General features: G+C 41.4%; 19 protein-coding genes. 9 read left to right on the top strand and 10 right to left on the bottom strand.

The genetic code is table 11. The features are described 5' to 3' along the window. Positions 1 to 174 precede the first annotated feature (174 nt). A complete protein-coding gene (gloA, locus tag ACTRWE_RS10205) occupies positions 175 to 702 on the top strand; it encodes a lactoylglutathione lyase (protein ID WP_076918687.1) in 528 nt (175 codons plus the stop codon). A 73-nt stretch (positions 703 to 775) separates the two neighbouring features. Here the strand turns inward: gloA and htpX are convergent, their stop codons facing one another. From htpX to bioB, 5 genes are all read right to left on the bottom strand, one after another. Continuing rightward, the gene (gene htpX / locus ACTRWE_RS10200) at positions 776 to 1,639 is read right to left on the bottom strand and encodes a protease HtpX (RefSeq protein ID WP_138765412.1); all 864 of its coding nucleotides are present in this window, start codon (positions 1,637 to 1,639) and stop codon (positions 776 to 778) included. A gap of 139 nt (positions 1,640 to 1,778) precedes the next feature. Beyond that, on the bottom strand, positions 1,779 to 2,462 hold the full coding sequence (gene bioD / locus ACTRWE_RS10195) for a dethiobiotin synthase (protein WP_462879949.1): 684 nt from the start codon (positions 2,460 to 2,462) through the stop codon (positions 1,779 to 1,781). An 18-nt stretch (positions 2,463 to 2,480) separates the two neighbouring features. Beyond that, the gene (locus ACTRWE_RS10190) at positions 2,481 to 3,299 is read right to left on the bottom strand and encodes a methyltransferase domain-containing protein (protein ID WP_138765410.1); all 819 of its coding nucleotides are present in this window, start codon (positions 3,297 to 3,299) and stop codon (positions 2,481 to 2,483) included. After that, a complete protein-coding gene (locus ACTRWE_RS10185; RefSeq protein ID WP_138765409.1) occupies positions 3,296 to 4,450 on the bottom strand; it encodes an aminotransferase class I/II-fold pyridoxal phosphate-dependent enzyme in 1,155 nt (384 codons plus the stop codon). The genes ACTRWE_RS10190 and ACTRWE_RS10185 overlap by 4 nt, the downstream gene beginning before the upstream one ends. A 55-nt stretch (positions 4,451 to 4,505) precedes the next feature. Further along, the gene (gene bioB, locus ACTRWE_RS10180; protein WP_138765408.1) at positions 4,506 to 5,546 is read right to left on the bottom strand and encodes a biotin synthase BioB; all 1,041 of its coding nucleotides are present in this window, start codon (positions 5,544 to 5,546) and stop codon (positions 4,506 to 4,508) included. A 95-nt stretch (positions 5,547 to 5,641) separates the two neighbouring features. Here bioB and bioA point away from each other — a divergent pair, with 95 nt between their 5' ends. The 6 genes from bioA (at position 5,642) to ACTRWE_RS10150 (ending at position 12,166) form a co-directional block, all read left to right on the top strand. Further along, complete coding sequence (gene bioA / locus ACTRWE_RS10175) at positions 5,642 to 6,943, top strand: adenosylmethionine--8-amino-7-oxononanoate transaminase (RefSeq protein WP_462879948.1); 1,302 nt, start codon at positions 5,642 to 5,644, stop codon at positions 6,941 to 6,943. Between the two features lie 180 nt (positions 6,944 to 7,123). Next, on the top strand, positions 7,124 to 7,936 hold the full coding sequence (locus tag ACTRWE_RS10170; protein WP_013464977.1) for a hypothetical protein: 813 nt from the start codon (positions 7,124 to 7,126) through the stop codon (positions 7,934 to 7,936). Further along, the gene (locus ACTRWE_RS10165) at positions 7,937 to 8,983 is read left to right on the top strand and encodes an extracellular solute-binding protein (protein WP_033103420.1); all 1,047 of its coding nucleotides are present in this window, start codon (positions 7,937 to 7,939) and stop codon (positions 8,981 to 8,983) included. After that, entirely contained in the window at positions 8,983 to 10,482 is a 1,500-nt protein-coding gene (locus ACTRWE_RS10160) for an ABC transporter permease (protein ID WP_024602540.1), read from the top strand. The genes ACTRWE_RS10165 and ACTRWE_RS10160 overlap by 1 nt, the downstream gene beginning before the upstream one ends. 13 nt (positions 10,483 to 10,495) lie before the next feature. Continuing rightward, complete coding sequence (locus tag ACTRWE_RS10155; protein ID WP_462879947.1) at positions 10,496 to 11,506, top strand: ABC transporter ATP-binding protein; 1,011 nt, start codon at positions 10,496 to 10,498, stop codon at positions 11,504 to 11,506. 30 nt (positions 11,507 to 11,536) lie between these two features. Further along, entirely contained in the window at positions 11,537 to 12,166 is a 630-nt protein-coding gene (locus tag ACTRWE_RS10150) for a Vat family streptogramin A O-acetyltransferase (protein ID WP_462879946.1), read from the top strand. A 3-nt stretch (positions 12,167 to 12,169) separates the two neighbouring features. Here ACTRWE_RS10150 and ACTRWE_RS10145 read toward each other — a convergent pair whose 3' ends face one another. Next, a complete protein-coding gene (locus tag ACTRWE_RS10145) occupies positions 12,170 to 12,604 on the bottom strand; it encodes an AAA family ATPase (protein WP_462879945.1) in 435 nt (144 codons plus the stop codon). Positions 12,605 to 12,895: 291 nt separating this feature from the next. On the opposite strand from ACTRWE_RS10145, the gene asnS reads away from it, so the two are divergent. Then, complete coding sequence (gene asnS / locus ACTRWE_RS10140) at positions 12,896 to 14,293, top strand: asparagine--tRNA ligase (protein ID WP_013464983.1); 1,398 nt, start codon at positions 12,896 to 12,898, stop codon at positions 14,291 to 14,293. A gap of 61 nt (positions 14,294 to 14,354) precedes the next feature. On the opposite strand, the gene ACTRWE_RS10135 is transcribed toward asnS, so the two are convergent. The 4 genes from ACTRWE_RS10135 to ACTRWE_RS10120 all read right to left on the bottom strand — a co-directional run bounded on the left by ACTRWE_RS10135 (position 14,355) and on the right by ACTRWE_RS10120 (position 17,284). Next, positions 14,355 to 14,810, bottom strand: coding sequence for a hypothetical protein (locus tag ACTRWE_RS10135; protein ID WP_462879944.1), 456 nt, complete (start codon positions 14,808 to 14,810; stop codon positions 14,355 to 14,357). After that, entirely contained in the window at positions 14,794 to 15,420 is a 627-nt protein-coding gene (locus ACTRWE_RS10130) for an acyltransferase family protein (RefSeq protein WP_462879943.1), read from the bottom strand. Before ACTRWE_RS10130 ends, ACTRWE_RS10135 begins: the two co-directional genes overlap by 17 nt. A 187-nt stretch (positions 15,421 to 15,607) precedes the next feature. Beyond that, on the bottom strand, positions 15,608 to 16,534 hold the full coding sequence (locus tag ACTRWE_RS10125) for an electron transfer flavoprotein subunit alpha/FixB family protein (protein ID WP_462879942.1): 927 nt from the start codon (positions 16,532 to 16,534) through the stop codon (positions 15,608 to 15,610). Beyond that, a complete protein-coding gene (locus ACTRWE_RS10120) occupies positions 16,535 to 17,284 on the bottom strand; it encodes an electron transfer flavoprotein subunit beta/FixA family protein (protein WP_008113816.1) in 750 nt (249 codons plus the stop codon). It lies immediately after the preceding gene. A gap of 220 nt (positions 17,285 to 17,504) precedes the next feature. On the opposite strand from ACTRWE_RS10120, the gene ACTRWE_RS10115 reads away from it, so the two are divergent. Further along, entirely contained in the window at positions 17,505 to 19,151 is a 1,647-nt protein-coding gene (locus ACTRWE_RS10115; protein WP_462879941.1) for an electron transfer flavoprotein-ubiquinone oxidoreductase, read from the top strand. Positions 19,152 to 19,174 lie beyond the last annotated feature (23 nt).

Raw genomic sequence — 19,174 nt, 5'->3', positions numbered from 1 at the left:
ATAAATATACAGCACCCATAAATATGCCATTTTTCGCTTACAAAGCACCCAACTAACTGGCTGGTAATTTAGCTAGGTGGTTTTAATTTTTGCTGCTGTTTATTATGATGAGCGCACACCCTGCCTTTTTAAATCCATTAAGGTTTTTTCAGTCATTTTATTAAGGATTATCTCATGTCTAGCTATAACGAATCCCCAGAGCAAATTGCACAAGCCACTGAGGGCTATGTGATGCAGCAAACTATGTTGCGTATTAAAGATCCAAAACCATCGCTTGCATTTTATGAAAACGTATTGGGTATGAAGTTGTTAGGTAAGTACGACTTTCCTGGTATGGAATTTACTTTGTACTTTTTAGGCTATGAGCAAGATATGCCAAAAGGCGATGATAAAGAAAAAACTCAATGGGTGTTTCGCCGCCCTGCGCTGATTGAGCTTACCCATAACTGGGGCACTGAAAACGACGACAGTTTTAGCGGTTATCACAGTGGTAATGAAGAACCAAAAGGCTTTGGCCATATTGGTATTAGTGTGCCTGATGTATACGCAGCGTGCGAGCGCTTTGCTAAGTATGATGTGGAGTTTGTAAAACAGCCAGACGGTGGCTCAATGAAAGGCCTTGCCTTTATTAAAGACCCAGATGGTTACTGGATTGAAATACTTTCGCCAGAGGGCATTACAGACATTATTCAATCGCAATAAAAAACACTAAACATAAAAAAGCCTGCAAGTGCAGGCTTTTTGTTTACAAGTACTGTGAAAAACTTGAATTTTTTTAACGACGTAGTGCGTCTATACGTGCATCAAGCGGTGGGTGAGATGAAAACAACTCAGCCATGCCTTTACCACTGGCAATACCAAAGGCCATCATTGAGCCTTCTAATTGCGATGGGTGGTTTTGCTTTAATCGCTCAAGGGCTGAACGCATTTTATCTGCGCCAACCAACTGAGCTGCGCCGTTATCGGCTGCAAATTCACGTTTACGGCTGTAATGGGCAACCACTATGCTTGCCAGTACGCCAAATAATATTTGGAATAACATATCGAATAAGAAGTAAGTCCAGCTGCTGCCGCCCTCTTCTTCATCGCTATTGATAAAGTTGTCAACAATGCCAGCCAGTACTTTTGCGGCAAAAATAACAAAGGTATTAACCACACCTTGAATAAGCGTTAGCGTTACCATGTCGCCATTAGCCACATGCGATACTTCGTGCGCAAGCACAGCTTCGGCTTGATCTTGGCTCATGTTATGTAATAAACCCGTACTTACCGCCACCAGCGAATTATTTTTACTCGGGCCCGTTGCAAACGCGTTCATTTCTGGGCTGTCGTAAATCGCCACTTCTGGCATGTTAATACCGGCTTTTTTTGCTTGAGCAGCCACAGTGTTTACCAGCCATTGTTCGGTTTCGGTACGAGGTTGGGTGATCACTTGCGCACCGGTTGATTTTTTTGCGATCCATTTCGACATAAATAACGAAATAAACGATCCACCAAAACCAAATACAGTCGCAATTAGTAAAATTCCGCCAAGGCTACGATGGCTTAAGCCCAGCGCACTCATTATGATTGAAAGCACCACACCTAATACCAACATAACCGCGAGGTTAGTTAATAAAAACAAAAATACACGTTTCATACGAGTTCTCCAAAAATAACATTTATTGCTGAGCGATTTACTATGTTTGATCGGCTTTGAGCAATCACTGCGTTATGACACACTATGTCATAACGTCAGCGCTATTCTGTGACAAACTATGTCACAACACAAGGGTTATTTATGGATTTATTGATAATTTTTCAAGCAGGGTTTTATAAATTTGTAATTTAGGGGTTTGCTCTGTGTATGGGCTAATGGCAAGCAGTGGAAATGGTAAACGTGTTTTCAGTGAATCTAGGTTTGCTTGGTATTCATCCATAGTGGCATCAACTTGGTTTGCAATCCACCCTACACAATTAATCCCTAAGCTTTGCATGTGTGCAGCAGTGAGTAAAGTATGATTAATACAGCCTAGTTTCATCCCCACCACTAATATTACGGGTAGTTGCTCTGCTTTTACCCAGTCGTATAAATATTCGTTGTTATTAATTGGTAATGCCCAGCCGCCAGCGCCTTCGGTTAACAGGTAATCGGCACCTTGCTGCTTAACATGTTGATAAGCCGTGCTGAGCTTTTCTACTGTTATGTTTAGTCCCGCTTGCTCTGCAGCTATGTGGGGAGCTATTGACGGCGCAAATGCAAATGGGTTAATTATGTCGTATTTAGCGCTGACTGTGGCACTTTCCATTAGCATTAGTGCATCTGCGTTTACGAGCTGCTCAAACGCCATTTCACACCCAGAGGCAATCGGCTTAAAACCTATTGCGCGCTTTTTATGTTGCGCGAGTAACTTTAACAGCAAACTGGTTACATGAGTTTTACCGGCGTCGGTATCGGTACCGGTAATAAAAAACTGGTTCATGGCATCGCCTTATTATTTTTACTGGGCTTTTTCTAATGATAACAATACTACATGGTAAGATACATGGGCTTTATTGTTTACAAGCGGATAGGCATCACAGACTTTTTTTAGTGCTGATTTAGTTAATAAACCACGACGACTTGTTGCATGATTTTGTGTGGTGGCACCAATGGCTTTAATCGATTTTATAGCCGCTAATGCACTGCTGTGTTGATCGGTATAAATGACTTTTTTTGAGGTATTGATCTTAAACCCTGCCTTTTCGACCGATTGGTTTATATTATTATGGCTTGCAAACTGATTAATATGATTATGTGAATCAAGCGCTGCAAAGGCGGTTTTTATCTCGTTTAATGACCCTGCAACAACCGTACTAATATAGGCTTGCCCGCCTGGTTTTAATGCTTGATAAAGCGAGTGCATTAAGGCTTCAAAATTAGTAGACCACTGCAGCGCAAAATTACTAAATAGCACGTCAATACTGTTAGCTTGCAGCGGTAAATTATCCATGTCGGCGCACAGTTTTGGGGTGTTTAAATTACTGCTTTTTAGCATGTTAAAGCTTAAATCTATGGCAACAACTTGGCCAAATAATGCCTTTAAAGCCTGAGTATTAACAAGCGGCCCTGCGCCTAGGTCAACACAGAGCTTGCTAGGGTTTGCACTAATGAGTTTAGATAAATCATTTGCCGCTTGTTTTTGCACATTGGCATGCTGGCTGTAACTGTTTGCTGCTTTTGAAAAGTTATGCGCTGTGGTTTTTTTTAAAACCTGAGCAGCTATACACACAGTTGTTGGGCTAAGTGGCTTAGTTTTAATTGCCTGCGGGCTTATCATGAAATGACCTTTTGTAAACTACCAACGAGTTGTTTTATATCGTCATGGGTGTGGGCTGCACTTAAGGTAATACGCAAACGCGAGGTATTGTGTAAAACAGTTGGCGGGCGAATAGCCGTTAGCCAAATGCCCTGCTGCTTTAGTTGCTCACTGGCTTTTAACGTTTGCTCGGCGCAGCCTAAAACAATCGGTTGAATCGCGGTGTTAGAGTCCATTAACGCAATGTGCTGCTCTTTTGCTAAGCATTTAAACAGCGCAATATTAGCGTTTAATTTAGCTCGCCTGTCGTTGGCGTCTCTTATGCTTTTGATACGCGCCAAAGTATGAGCGGCAATAAACGGCGGCATAGCGGTTGAGTAGGTATAATCACGATTAAACTGCAGCATGTAATCTATAAAATGCTGCGAACCTAATACGCACGCCCCACTACTAGCAACCGCTTTACCAAAGGTGATCACTAAAATATCGGGCAAGGTATCGGCTGCAATTAAGGCTTCACAACTGCCTAGCCCCGATTTTCCTAAAGCACCAAAACCATGAGCATCGTCTATCATTAGCCAGGCGTTATGCTGCTTTGCTAAGGTAAATAGCGCTTTAATTGGCGCGGTATCACCATCCATGGAGAACACACCCTCAGACACAATGAGCTTATTGCGCGCTTTTGATTTTTCTAGCCGTGAGCGTAAATGGTTTATATCGTTATGGTTAAAGCGTATTAACGCGGCGTTGGCGTGTAATGCGCCATCAATTAAACTGGCATGATTGAGTTTATCTTGAAAAATCGCACTGTGTTGCGCTGTCGCTTTATCTTGGAACAAGGCTTTAATCACACTGCTATTTGCGCTAAAGCCCGAATTAAACAACATGCCTGCTTCATAACCCAAAGCACTACATAAAGCTTGCTCAAGCGCTTGCTGTGGTTGTTGATAACCCGTCACTAATGCTGAACTGTGGCTACCGAGTAATGGCGCACTGGTTAACTCCACCGGCGAATCGCCAAACCCTAAATAATCGTTACTCGCAAAGTTAAGGTAGGTTTTATCATTAACCGTAATAGTGCGCGCCGTTGCGCTTTGCACTACATAGCGTTTACGCAATAGCTGCTGTGCTTTGCGTTCATCTAAATGGGTGTTTATAAATTCAAATGACATAAATGCTTTAACCTTCAACGCAATACTTTAAACCATTAGCATAGTACTGAGCACTTTACGCTTCGTAAAATAATTCTGCGGTTGCTTTATCGGCCACTTGCGATGACAAAGACGCAGCAACGGCTTCATCAGAATAGTCTTCGGCTGTTTCAGGGTTCATCCCGAGCTTTTTAATTAATTGCATGTCGGCATCGGCTTCTGGGTTTTCGGTAGTAAGAAGTTTATCACCATAAAATATAGAGTTAGCACCGGCAAAAAAGCACATTGACTGCATTTGCTCGTTCATTGCAGTGCGCCCTGCTGATAAACGTACGTAGCTATGGGGCATCATAATACGTGCTGTGGCAATGGTACGAATAAACTCAAACTGATCTAAGTCATCAACATTTTCAAGCGGTGTCCCTTTCACCTTTACTAGCATGTTAATGGGGACGCTTTCTGGTTGCTGCGGCAAATTAGCCAATTGCATTAATAACCCATAACGATCGCTTGCTTGCTCACCCATACCGACAATACCGCCGGAGCATACTTTCATACCAGCGTCTCGCACATTGCCTATAGTATCAAGGCGGTCTTGAAAGGTACGAGTTGATATAATTTGCTCATAGTATTCAGGTGAAGTGTCGAGGTTGTGGTTATAGTAATCAAGCCCTGCACTGCGCAGTTCATGGGCTTTTTCGTTATTTAACATGCCTAAAGTCATACAGGTTTCAAGGCCAAGGGCTTTTACTTCTTTTACCATTTGCGAAATGTATGGCATGTCCCTGTCTTTTGGATCTGACCATGCAGCCCCCATACAAAAACGGGTGGCGCCTTTTTGTTTTGCTAACCGCGCTTGCTCTACCACTTTTTCTACTTCTATTAGGCGCTCGCGTTCTAAATCAGTTTTGTAATGCCCTGATTGCGGGCAATATTTACAGTCTTCTGGGCAAGCACCGGTTTTAATAGATAACAACGTAGAAATTTGTACTTCGTTTGGATTAAAATTAGCGCGATGCACAGAGGCGGCTTTAAATAATAAATCGTTAAATGGCATTTCAAATAAGGCTTTTACTTCCTGATGGGTCCAATCGTGTCGAACTGTTGCAAGCTCCATAATACTCTCTTTTATTTTTTGCTCTTGGTGTTATTGGCTTAGAATACGTATTGCCGTACCATTGTCAACGAAGCCCACTTAGTTAAAGTTTACATATGATTAATAAACAAACGATAGACCTTGATTTTGATCGTCAGCACATTTGGCATCCCTACACCTCAATGACTCAACCTATTCCGGTTTACCCCGTAACGCATGCAAGTCACAACCTTATTCACTTAGAAACGGGCGAACAACTTATTGACGGTATGGCCTCATGGTGGAGTGCTATTCACGGCTATAACCATCCGGTTTTAAATGAAGCGATGCACGCCCAGATAGATAAAATGAGCCATGTAATGTTTGGTGGCATAACCCACCAGCCGGCAGTAGAGCTCTGTAAAAAGCTGGTAGCGATAACGCCAGAGGGATTAACAAAGGTGTTTTTAGCCGACAGTGGCTCAGTAAGTGTGGAAGTAGCTATAAAAATGGCGCTGCAATATTGGTTAAGCCAAGGGATTACAACAAAACAAAAATTAATGACCCCGTTCAAAGGCTACCATGGCGATACGTTTGCAGCGATGAGTGTGTGCGATCCTATTAATTCTATGCATAGTTTGTACGCTGGTTTTTTGCCTGAGCATATTTTTGTGCCTGCCCCTATTAGCCAATTTAATAGTGCGTTTAATCAAGCTGAGGCCGATGAACTCGAAAGCTATTTTTTAAAGCACCACCAGCAAGTCGCCGCGTTTATTATTGAACCTATTGTGCAAAACGCCGGGGGGATGAATTTTTATCATCCTGAGTATTTAGCCTGTGTGCGTAAGCTCTGCACTCAATATGATGTTCTGCTTATTTGCGATGAAATTGCCACCGGATTTGGCCGCACCGGCAAATTGTTTGCTGTAGAGCATGCCAATATAGAGCCCGATATACTGTGTATAGGTAAAGCGCTGACTGGTGGAGCAATGACCCTTTCGGCAACCATAACTAGCGACAAAATAGCCACAGGAATCAGCGAAGGAGAAGCTGGGGTTTTGATGCACGGGCCTACATTTATGGGAAATCCGCTGGCCTGCGCTGTTGCTTGCGCCAGTATTGATTTATTACTAAGCCAAAACTGGCAACACCGTATCAGCGAAATAAATACTCAATTACAGCAGCTGCATAAATGCCAAGCGCTCAGCGCCGTGGTGAATGTACGTACTTTAGGAGCTATTGGCGTAGTAGAGCTTACAGAAGAGGCTGGTAGCATTGATGTCGCTAAAATTCAGGCTTATTTTGTATCTCAAGGAGTATGGATACGCCCCTTTGGTAAGCTAATTTATCTAATGCCACCGTATATAAGTGACAAAAACAGTATTCGCGCTTTATGTGATACTATTTATAACGCCATAAAAGGTAAACATTACGTATAGATAGGTTAACTATTATTAAGGGTTACGTTAAAATTTATGCAAATAATTAGTTTGCTGCCTATTCGTCCCAAAACATTGGTATTTTTAGCCCTGACCTGTCATTTAGTGTGTTGATCTGAGTGATCTTTAGGGATATGATAATGCCTATCATTTACAATAACATTTATGGACTCACTTGCTATGAAAATATTACTTAAGCCTGCCAAGACATTAAGTGCAAGTTTTTTACTCGCCTCTGCGATTTTTGCACAACCTGTATTTGCTAATGGCCCTATTGGTGAGCATGTTAATCACCTTCAAGCTAATTTAAAAACTTACAATGAAGACGTTGAATGGATGATATCTAAAGTCGATACCATGGTAAGCGATTACGAGAAAAAAGGCGCAAAAGCAGTCAATAGTGATGATTTGGTTGAGTACTGGGAGTCAGTTAAATTCCACAGCGCAATAGAAACTAATTACGTGCCTGTCTATGCCTCTATTTGGCAAGGTTTGTATGGCATAAAAATGGCTATCGATAATAAAAAACCAGCGCTAGAAGTACGCAAACAACAACAAGCAATGAATAATGCCTTATGGCAAGGATTAGGCGCAGTTAAACTGGCGGCTAAGTTTCAACAAAAAGGGTTATTAGATAGCGTTAAAGCAACAGCAACCAAAGAAATGACGCAAAGCGCGACTATCGACGAAATTAAACATAAATTAGACCGAGTGGTCGCTAAATACGCAGAACGTTTAAGCGATGAAGCCACCAACATAGTGCACGACACTTACCTACATTTATTTGAAGGTGTTGAAGGTACACTAATTGAGCAAGACGCGAAGTTAGTAGAAGTTCTAGAAAAAGACTTTAACGTAACACTTCCACAAGCAATTTCTAATAATAAAAGTGTTGATGAAGTTCGTGATGTGGTTGTTGATATGCAAACTAAACTAAGCCGCGCTCAAACGCTGATTGAAAAAGCAGAAAAAGCACGTAAGGATGTATTTTAAGTGAAACGCAGAACCTTTATTCAAGGCTTAGCTGCGTTAGGGGTAGCGGGTGCTTTACCGCTATCGCTTTCACGCGCTTTTGCCGCTGATATTGCTATTGCAAACCCCGTGTCTGTTGATACATTGCCTAAATTAAAAGGTGCATTGACGCTTTATTTAGGCCGTGGTGAAGGTGGCTTATACGAAAACGTATTACAAGCCATTCAAAAAAAGAACCCTGATCTTGACCTTGCCATTCGTCGCGGCCCTACCGCAGCGCTTGCCAACACCATTGTTGCCGAAGCAAATGCAGGGGTAAAACGTGCCGACTTATTTTGGGCAGTCGACTCTGGGGCAATTGGTTTAGTTACCGATGCCGGCCTTGCCAAGCCCATGCCGAGTGATTTATCAGCGCAATTACAGCCACAATTTAGATACGATGAATGGGCACCTGTAACTGGTCGTATACGTACTTTGCCTTTTAATACTGAGCGTTTAACCAAAGAGCAAATTCCAACAAGCATTATGGAAATAGCCGACAGTGATTTAAGTATTGGTTGGGCGCCTGCTTATGCTTCTTTTCAATCGTTTATTACTGCTATGCGACTTTTAGAAGGTGATGATAAAACAGCTAAGTGGCTCAAAAAAGTTAAAAAACGTTCTAAAACCTACGCAGGTGAACTCGGTGTGGTAATGGGCGTTGAACGTGGTGAAGTAGACATTGGTTTTGCTAATCATTACTACACGCTGCGCTTAAAATCAGGTAAACCAGATGCAAAACTTGATTTAGCCTTTACGCAAAATGATGCTGGCTGTTTAGTTAACGCTTCAGGTATTTTATCGTTATCTGAAGACCCACTGGCAATCAACTTTATGCGCTATTTACTTAGCATTGAAGTGCAAAGTTATTTAGCAAGCGAAGCCTATGAAATCCCACTGGTTAATGGCATTACTCAACCCGATGGATTGCCAAAGTTAACCAGTATTTCGCCACCTAAAATTGATTTAACCCAGTTGGCTGATTTACGCCCAACTATAGATTTAATGCGCAGCAGCGGCGTTTTATAATGCGAATACCTACATCTTACCCAATGGCGCTGCTTGCAGCGCTAGTGACCCTGACTCCTATTTTTGTTTTAATTACGCTTGCCTCTGACGCAAGCTCTTTTTTTGATAGCCATAATTTAACTATTTTAGGCAATACCCTGTCGTTAATGGGATTAACTGTATTAGGTTCAATTTTAATTGGTGTGCCCTTGGCATTCATTAGCGCCTATGTGCAGTTACCGTTTAAAAAGTTTTGGCTGGTGGTGTTTGCAGCCCCGCTTGCTATTCCCAGTTACATTGGCGCTTTTACGCTTTATGCTGCATTTGGTCCCGGCGGTGAAATAAACAACTTACTTGGTTTTGAAACCCCTTCTATGTATGGGTTAACGGGAGCCGCCATTGTCATGACCTTGTATACTTTTCCGTTTGTTATGATGACTACCCGTTCGTCTTTACTTAGTTTAGATGCCAGTATGGTCAACGCTGCTCGCACACTGGGTATGTCGATGACGCAAAGCGTATTTAAAGTTATTTTACCCCGCGTAATAAATGGCATTGCTGCAGGGTCATTATTGGTTGCGCTGTATACCTTATCTGACTTTGGTACTCCCGCAATGATGCGCTTAGATACGTTTACCCGTGTTATTTATGTGGAATACAATGCCTTTGCCTTAAGCCGTGCGGCTATGTTATCACTGCAACTGATGGTGATTGTTGGCTTTTTATTAATGATTGAATCACAAATAAAAACCGCCTCAGAGCGTCAAGGTCGTTCGCTTATTTTATTCCCTAAAAAATGGCAACTAGGCGCTATGTTTGCCACCTTTGCACCTATTTTGTTACTCGCTATTGGCCTACCTTTAGCAGTATTTACTTTGTGGTTAGTGCGTGATGGCTTTAGCTCGTTTGATTTTAGTATTGCCTGGCATTCAACTTACGCTTCAGCCATTGCCGCTATTGTTACAGTTATTGTTGCCATTCCGGTTGCCCATGCGGCTTTAAGTGGTAAGGCTGGTAAAGTAATGGAACGTGTTACTTACTTTGGTTTTGGTATTCCGGGTATTGTTATGGGCACAGCGCTTGTGTATGGCGGCTTACAACTACCCTTTTTATATCAAACGCTGGGCTTATTGATTATTGCTTATATGCTACGTTTTTTACCACTTGCGGTAGGTTCTGTGCGTACCAGCACCGAGCATCTTGACCCAAGTTTGGTAAAATCAGCACGGGTATTAGGCGCAAACCCGCGCGAAGCCTTTACGCGTATTACTTTACCCCTAACTATGCGTGGTATTATTGCAGGTGGCGCCTTGGTCTTTTTAGAGTCAATGCGCGAATTAGAAGCCACACTTTTATTAGGCCCCACCGGCTTTGAAACGCTATCTACCTACTTATGGCGTGTTTATGAAGCTGGTTATTTTGGCCGTGCTGCTATTCCTGGCTTATTGTTGGTGGTGATTTCTGCGGGTGCTTTAGCTATTATGATGTCTGGCGAAAAACGCAACCAGTTTGAACATTAAGGATTTATAAAAAATGCTATCTGTAAGTCAGTTGTCTATAGATTATGGCAGTAATCGTGTTGTTAGCGATTTAAATTTCACCTTAGGTGAAAGCGAAATATTAATGCTTGTTGGTCCAACAGGTTGCGGAAAAAGTACTATTTTACAAGCGTTAGCGGGGCTTTTACCGATTAGCGAGGGTGAAATTAAAGTGGCTAAATGGACAGCGACACCAAAGCATACTGTGGCGCCTGAAAAACGCAGCGTAGGTATGGTGTTTCAAGACTTTGCGTTGTTCCCTCATTTAACAGTTGAACAAAACGTATGTTTTAAACTTAAAGACACCAGCCCTGCCGATCACTGGCTAAAACTTCTTAGTTTAGATGCATTTAGGCATAAAAAACCAGCCACACTGTCAGGCGGGCAAAAGCAACGCGTAGCATTAGCGCGTACCCTTGCCCACCAACCTGACTTTGTATTACTTGATGAGCCGTTATCTAACCTTGATGCTGCCTTAAAAGATATGTTGCGTTGGGATATCCGTAACGCATTAAAAGAAGCTGGTGTACCGGCAATTTGGGTAACGCACGATCAAGAAGAAGCGCTTTCGGTGGGCGATCGTGTGGGTGTTTTAAAAGGAGGTAAAATACAACAAATTGACACCCCAGAGCAGTGTTTTAGTACCCCAAACAACCGCTTTGTGGCCCGCTTTTTAGGTGAAGCCAGCTTTATAAAAGGAACCCTAAATAACGGCCAAGCGCTTACCGATATTGGTAATGTACCTGCAAACGGCGTTGATTGTGACACTGGAGAGGTAGAAGTTTTACTTCGTCCAGATGATGTATTATTAGTACAAAGCAGTATTGGTAATAATGGTGAAGTAATTTGGGTACGCTTTGAAGGCGGTAGCCGTTTATGCGCGGTTAAACTTGCATGTGAAACCGTAGTAACTAGCCGAGTAAGCCATGAGGTGGTTGTACACCCAGGTGACAAGGTACATGTTTCGCTCAGTACATCTCACCCATTGGCGGCATTTAAAAGCTAGTAGCCTATTTATCTTACTTGAGAGGAAACCATGAACGGACCAAATCCAAACAATCCATCACCTATGGACGGTTTTCCTCAAGTAGGTTATTTAAAAAACTTTATTAAGTCACCTAATATAGAAGTAGGTGATTACACGTATTACGACGACCCTGATGGGCCTGAACATTTTGAAAAAAATGTCCTCTACCATTTCGATTTTATTGGGGATCGTCTCATCATAGGTAAGTTTTGCGCCATAGCTAAAGACGTTATTTTTATAATGAATGGAGCTAACCATCAAACCTCCGGCTTTTCTACTTATCCATTTTTTATATTTGGCAACGGTTGGGAACAGTCTGCTCCTCAACAAGGTGACTTACCTTTCAAGGGCAATACTGAAATAGGTAATGATGTATGGATTGGTTACAACGCCACTATTATGCCGGGGGTAAAAATTGGCAGCGGCGCCATCATAGCGAGTAAATCTGTGGTAACCAATGATGTACCTGCCTATAGCATTGTAGGCGGTAATCCTGCAAAAGTAATAAAAAAGCGTTTTAATGAAACAACTATCAATCAACTTTTAGCGATTGCATGGTGGGATTGGAGCAGTGAAAAAATCACCGCTCATTTAGATGCCATTACCCACGCTGATATAGACGTATTAGCTAACATTTAATAATTACCACTCAAACATGTAGGCCATTTTACTAATGGTTTTAAGCGGTATGTTATGACTATTGCGCTTGGCATATAAGTGCTGCATTGATTTGTCTTTTACTTCACCAACAATCACTTCTTTTATTTGATACCCTAAAGCTATCGCTGCTTGCGAATAGGCAATGAATTCCCATTTTTTAATGTTAGTGTTATCAACAATAACCAGTTCAATACCTTGTGCTAACGCGTTAATAAAACGTGCTAGGTTTAGGTTGTGGTATTGCGATAATTTAAACTTATCAAAATGATACTCACCCTGCTCGTTTACAAAGTAATCATCTGTTGAGCAAATAAAATAATTGCTTTCATCTGCGCCCGATAATTCGTCAGCGAGATTTTGCGCATAATATGACTTACCACTGCCTGGCAGTCCTCGTAAAATAAAAACTTGTTTCATAGCATCCATTTTTTATTAATGGTAAACGTAAATTCGTTTTGTTTACTAATAATGCCACAAATTGATGAATTTTCAGAGTAACAAATGGTAATAGTGGCCATTTAACACTAAAAACTGGTCAAAAAAACCGCGCATGACTAAAAACTTTTAAAGAGTTGCCCACAACAGTTTTTTTATTTTACTTTACTAGGTATTATACAAGGTTCAAGTGCAGTGACCTCAAATGCTAAATAGCACGAGTAACGCACAATTAATTTATATAGTTAGGCAACTTATATCATTGGAGTGAAGATGAGCCATTTAGCGATTTCAGAGCTATTAAAAGGCAATGTTGCGGTAGACAGCCAAGTAACCATTAAAGGCTGGATCCGTACACGCCGCGATTCAAAAGCAGGAATATCATTTTTAGCCGTTCATGACGGTTCGTGTTTTGATCCTATTCAAGCGGTAGTTCCTAATTCACTGAATAATTATGATGAAGTTACAAGCTTAACAGCAGGCTGTTCTGTATCGGTTACCGGTGTATTAGTACAATCAGCAGGACAAGGCCAATCTTTCGAAATTCAAGCTAACTCAGTGACTGTGTTAGGCTGGGTTGAAAATCCAGATACTTACCCAATGTCGGCTAAGCGCCACAGCATTGAGTATTTACGTGAGCACGCTCACCTTCGCCCGCGCACCAACATGATTGGCGCAGTAACGCGTGTACGTAACTGTTTAGCGCAAGCGATTCATCGTTTTTACCATGAGCAAGGCTTTTACTGGATCAGTACACCAATCATCACAGCCAGTGACTGTGAAGGCGCAGGTGAAATGTTCCGCGTATCAACCCTTGATATGCAAAACCTGCCAATGACAGATAAAGGCGAAATTGATTACAGCGAAGACTTTTTTGGTAAAGAAGCATTCCTAACGGTATCTGGCCAGCTAAACGGTGAAACATATGCGTCAGCTATGTCAAAAATTTACACCTTTGGTCCTACGTTCCGTGCAGAAAATTCAAATACATCTCGCCACTTAGCTGAATTTTGGATGGTAGAGCCAGAAGTTGCGTTTGCTGATTTAGAAGATATCGCAAAATTGGCTGAAAACATGCTTAAGTACGTGTTTAAAGCCGTACTTGAAGAACGCCGTGACGACATGGAGTTTTTTGCTCAACGTATCGAAAAAACAGCCATTAGCCGTTTAGAAGAATTTGTTGAAAAAGACTTCGCACAAGTTGATTACACAGACGCTGTAGAGATTCTAAAAGCGTGTGGCAAGAAATTTGAGTACGCTGTTGAATGGGGTGTAGATTTACAGTCTGAGCACGAGCGTTACCTAGCAGAAGAACACTTTAAAGCACCGGTTGTTATTAAAAACTACCCGCGCGATATTAAAGCATTTTACATGCGTCAAAACGAAGACGGCAAAACTGTTGCGGCTATGGACGTAGTAGCACCTGGCATTGGTGAGATCATTGGTGGTTCACAACGTGAAGAGCGTCTTGATGTATTAGATGCACGCCTTGACGAAATGGGCTTAAATAAAGAAGACTACAGCTGGTACCGCGACCTACGTAAATACGGTAGCGTGCCACACTCTGGCTTTGGTTTAGGGTTTGAGCGCTTAGTTGCTTATGTTACTGGTATGGGTAACGTACGTGATGTAATTGCATTCCCACGTACTAAAGGCAGCGCAACGTACTAAGCCACGCTTTGTAACGTTAAATAAAAAACCAACCTAAGGGTTGGTTTTTTATTGTCTTTATCTAAATCTTTATAAATATCTTGCGTTTATAAAGCATATTTGAAATTAACCAAAAGCCAATAACATGCAATAAAGCAAAGGTGAACGATGCCAATTTAGCACTCATGACTAAGGCTAACTGTTGATACATCCAATCCCCTAAGTTTAGCTCGCCAATATTAACCAGTGAATAGCTCAGTACCCACACACCCGATAACACATAAATAAACAACGGATTCGAGCCATATACAATTAATGGATTAACAAGACGTTCGGGTTTTACTATGTCGCAAAGCCACACAAAAAAGGCCAGTACAATACAGGCAATCCCTGAGGTGTAAATAACGAAGGTACTGGTCCAAAGCGATTTATTAATTGGCATAATCAGCGAGCCTAATTGCCCTAAAGCGATACCAACAACCCCAATGACCAACAAACGCTTAATACTTGTCCATTGACTGCTAGCGGGTAACCTCAAAGCCAAATAAAACACTTACTACACTTGGTAAGGTGCTCAAAAGCCCTTCTGGATCAAACGCTAATCCTTTACCTTGCCACAAATGCGATTCACCTAATACCGCTATATCAACCGATCTAACCAGGTTGTTCTCTAGTGTATAGGCATTATTAGAACCAACACTTAAAAGCAGTAACCAATATGCAATTAAAATAACAACCGATAAGCTGATCACCCCTCGCCTGTTGAGTAACAATACACAGATAGACGCTAAAATATAGGCAATGCCTATTCGCTGTAATACGCCCAGTATTCTTAAGTTTTCAATATTGGTAGTAAAAGGATAAATATTTAAAGCTAGACCAATGGCAAATATAATTGCTCCACGTTTAACTAGTCTTAATACTTGGCTAGCACTGGCTGCACTGTTCGTTTTTTTGAACGAAAAAAACATCGCAGAGCCAATAATAAACATAAAAAACGGAAAAATTACATCCGTAGGGGTACAGCCATGCCAATCTGCATGAAGTAAAGGGGCATACACATGGGACCACGAACCCGGTGTATTTACCAGTATCATTAACGCTATGGTTAGCCCACGCATAGCATCAAGTGCTTTATACCTTGTCATTTTGGCTCCTATTTAATAATTTGTATTTCTACAAATGACAACGCTGTCACTTTGTAGTAAAAAAACTTAAATCGCAAGTAATTTAGATAAGTGGCGTTATTGAATTAAAAAAGCCGCAGAATCAGTAATGAAACGGCGGCTTTAAATCAGAATATTTAACTTTATATAATGCTGTGATTATTTAACTTTATAAAGCCTGCTCAAGCTCGGGTAATACATCAAATAAATCAGCAACTAAACCGTAATCAGCCACTTGGAAAATAGGCGCATCTGGGTCTTTATTTATGGCCACAATAATTTTCGAGTCTTTCATGCCTGCTAAATGCTGAATGGCACCACTTATACCTACGGCAATATATAAATTAGGCGCAACAATTTTACCTGTTTGCCCTACTTGCATATCGTTAGGGACAAAGCCTGCGTCAACCGCTGCACGTGAAGCGCCAATTGCAGCTCCCAGTTTATCGGCAATACCATTAAGTAGCGCAAAGTTTTCACCATTTTGCATGCCTCGACCACCTGAAATAACCACATCAGCTGCAGTGAGCTCTGGGCGTTCAGACTCAGTTTGCTCAACACTTACAAAGCTACTTAACTGTGAATCAGAGACCGTATCTAAGGTTGTAACATTAGCTGGCGCTTGTCCGCCTTGTAAATCAAAGCTACTTGCACGCACTGTGATCACTTTTTTACTATCGAGCGATTTAACCGTTGCAATAGCATTACCCGCGTAAATTGGACGTTTAAATGTATCAGCGTCAATTACATCAATAATTTCTGAAATTTGTGCTACATCTAATAATGCGGCAACACGCGGCATAAAGTTTTTACCTGTAGTAGTTGCACTTGCCACAATATGGCTGTAACTATCTGCAAGTGATAACACTAGATCTGTCATACTTTCAGCAAGTTGATGCTCATAAACTGCATTATCAGCAAGTAAAACATTCGCAACACCCTCAATGCTCGCGAGTAACTCACTCATGGCGCCAAGGTTTATGCCTGCTAATAATACATCTACGTCAAAGCCTAATTTTTTAGCGGCATTAATCGTTTTTGAGGTTTCTGGTTTTAAGGCAACGTTATCGTGCTCTGCAATTACAAGAGTTTTCATTTAAATCACCTTTGCCTCTGTTTTAAGTTTTTCTACAAGCTGTGCAACATCTTCAACAATAATCCCGCCGCTACGTTTTGCAGGCTCTTCTACACTGACCAATTCAATACGCGGGGCTAAATCTACACCTAGCGAATCAGCCGCAATAACTTCTAACGGCTTACGTTTGGCTTTCATAATATTAGGTAGCGACGCATAACGAGGCTCATTTAAACGTAAATCGGTGGTGACTATTGCGGGTAAATTAAGTGCAACGGTTTGTAAACCGCCATCAACTTCACGAGTAACATTTACTTTGCCATTTTCAATAACCACTTTAGAAGCAAACGTACCTTGACCACGGTTAGTCAGCGCCGCTAGCATTTGACCTGTTTGATTATTATCAGAATCGATTGACTGTTTTCCTAAAATAACCAGTTCAGGCGATTCTTGTTCAACTACTTTGGCAAGCAATTTTGCTATATGTAAAGACTCTAAATTTTCTTCTGTTTCAACATGAATCGCTTTATCTGCGCCCAAAGCCAGTGCTGTGCGTAATTGTTCTTGAGATGCTTTAGCGCCAATAGTAACAACAACTACTTCGGTTGCAGTACCCGCTTCTTTTAAACGAATCGCTTCTTCCACAGCAATTTCACAAAATGGGTTCATGGCCATTTTTACGTTAGTTAAATCAACACCGCTGTTGTCAGGTTTAACGCGAGCTTTTACGTTGTAGTCGATCACTCTTTTTATTGGTACGAGAACTTTCATAGGGACTCCATAATTATTTAAACCTATAAGCTAACGTCTACGTCAACCTATTTATTTTATGAAATCAGACTACTTCCTGTTGACGTAAACGTCAACCTAAAATAACCTTAAACTATTCACAACCTGTAACGATTAATTTGCATAACAAAGAAACAGGTTGCTTAGCTTACTTTTTGCCAAATAATGCAAAGGTGAGTCCGTCATAGATAAAGAGGTTATTATGATTGAACGCGAAACCATGGAATTTGATGTTGTAGTTGTAGGGGCAGGTCCTGCGGGGCTTTCAACAGCAATTAAACTCGCGCAGCAAGCACAAGAAAAACAACAAGAGTGCATGATATGTGTAGTTGAAAAAGGCTCAGAAGTTGGTGCACATGTATTATCAGGTGCCGTTTTTGAAACCAAAGCATTGGATGAATTACTGCCAAATTGGCAGGAACTCGGCGCGCCTGTTACGACTAAAGTCCAAAGTGATGAAATTTATTGGTTTAATAACGAACAAAAAGCAACCTCTATTCCTCATTTTGCAACCCCTAACACATTTCATAATAACGGTAACTACATTGTTTCTATGGGGAATGTATGTCGTTGGCTTGCTGAGCAAGCAGAAAACTTGGGCGTTGAAATATTTCCAGGCTTTAGTGCTCATTCTCTTATTATTGAAGATGATGTTGTTAAAGGCATTATTACCGGTGATATGGGGCTGGATAAAAGCGGCGACGAAAAAGACGGTTACATGCCGGGTATGGAGTTACGTGCTAAATACACGGTATTTGCTGAGGGCTGTCGCGGTCATCTAGGTAAGCAACTGATCAATCAGTTTGCTTTAGACGATGAAAGTTCACCACAGCATTATGGTTTAGGTTTTAAAGAAATTTGGCAAGTTGATGAATCTAAACATCAGCTTGGTAAAGTAGTTCACGGAACCGGTTGGCCATTGATTGGCGATACTGGCGGTGGTGCTTTTATGTACCATAGCGAAAACAACCAAGTGGTGGTTGGTTTAATTGTTGATTTAAATTATTCAAATCCACATTTAAGCCCATTTGATGAGTTTCAGCGCTTAAAACACCACCCGGTATTTAAAAACACCCTTGAAGGGGGTGAGCGTATTGCTTATGGTGCGCGCGCCATTGCCAAAGGCGGTCTACACTCTTTGCCTAAAATGCATTTCCCGGGTGGCTTGTTAGTGGGCTGTGATGCAGGCACGCTTAATTTTGCAAAAATTAAAGGTAATCATACGGCTATGAAGTCAGGCATGATAGCCGCTGAGGTCATTTTTAATGCGCTACAAAACGATTTAGCTAACACTGATTTAACCCAGTACACCGCTGAGTTTAAAAAGTCATGGGCGTATAAAGAGCTGTATCAATCTCGTAACTTTGGCCCTGCAATGCATACATTAGGTAAATTTGCAGGCGGTGCATACAACACCCTTGATCAAAACATATTTAAGGGTGCCCTACCGTTTAGTTTTAAAGATAACGTACCCGATCACGCCACTTTAAAAGACGCTGATCAAGCTGAAAAGATTGCCTATCCGAAGCCTGATGGCAAACTCAGCTTTGATAAGCTTTCTTCGGTATTTTTATCAAACACTAATCATGAAGAATCGCAGCCGTGTCATTTAAAACTCAAAGATGCATCAATTCCGATTAAGGTAAATTTAGTTAAATTTGATGAACCTGCACAGCGATACTGCCCTGCCGGCGTTTATGAAGTACAAGAAGTCGAAGGCGAGCAAGTCTTAGTGATCAATGCACAAAACTGTGTGCATTGTAAAACCTGTGATATTAAAGATCCGAGCCAAAATATCACCTGGGTCACTCCTGAAGGTGCTGGCGGTCCTAACTACCCCAATATGTAACAACCTTTCTAAAGAAATTATAA

It is taken from the genome of Pseudoalteromonas sp. G5_S1_54_S4 (genome assembly GCF_054968565.1).
Note: the sequence above shows the minus strand (reverse complement) of the source record. Positions and strands in the feature narration are given on the sequence as shown.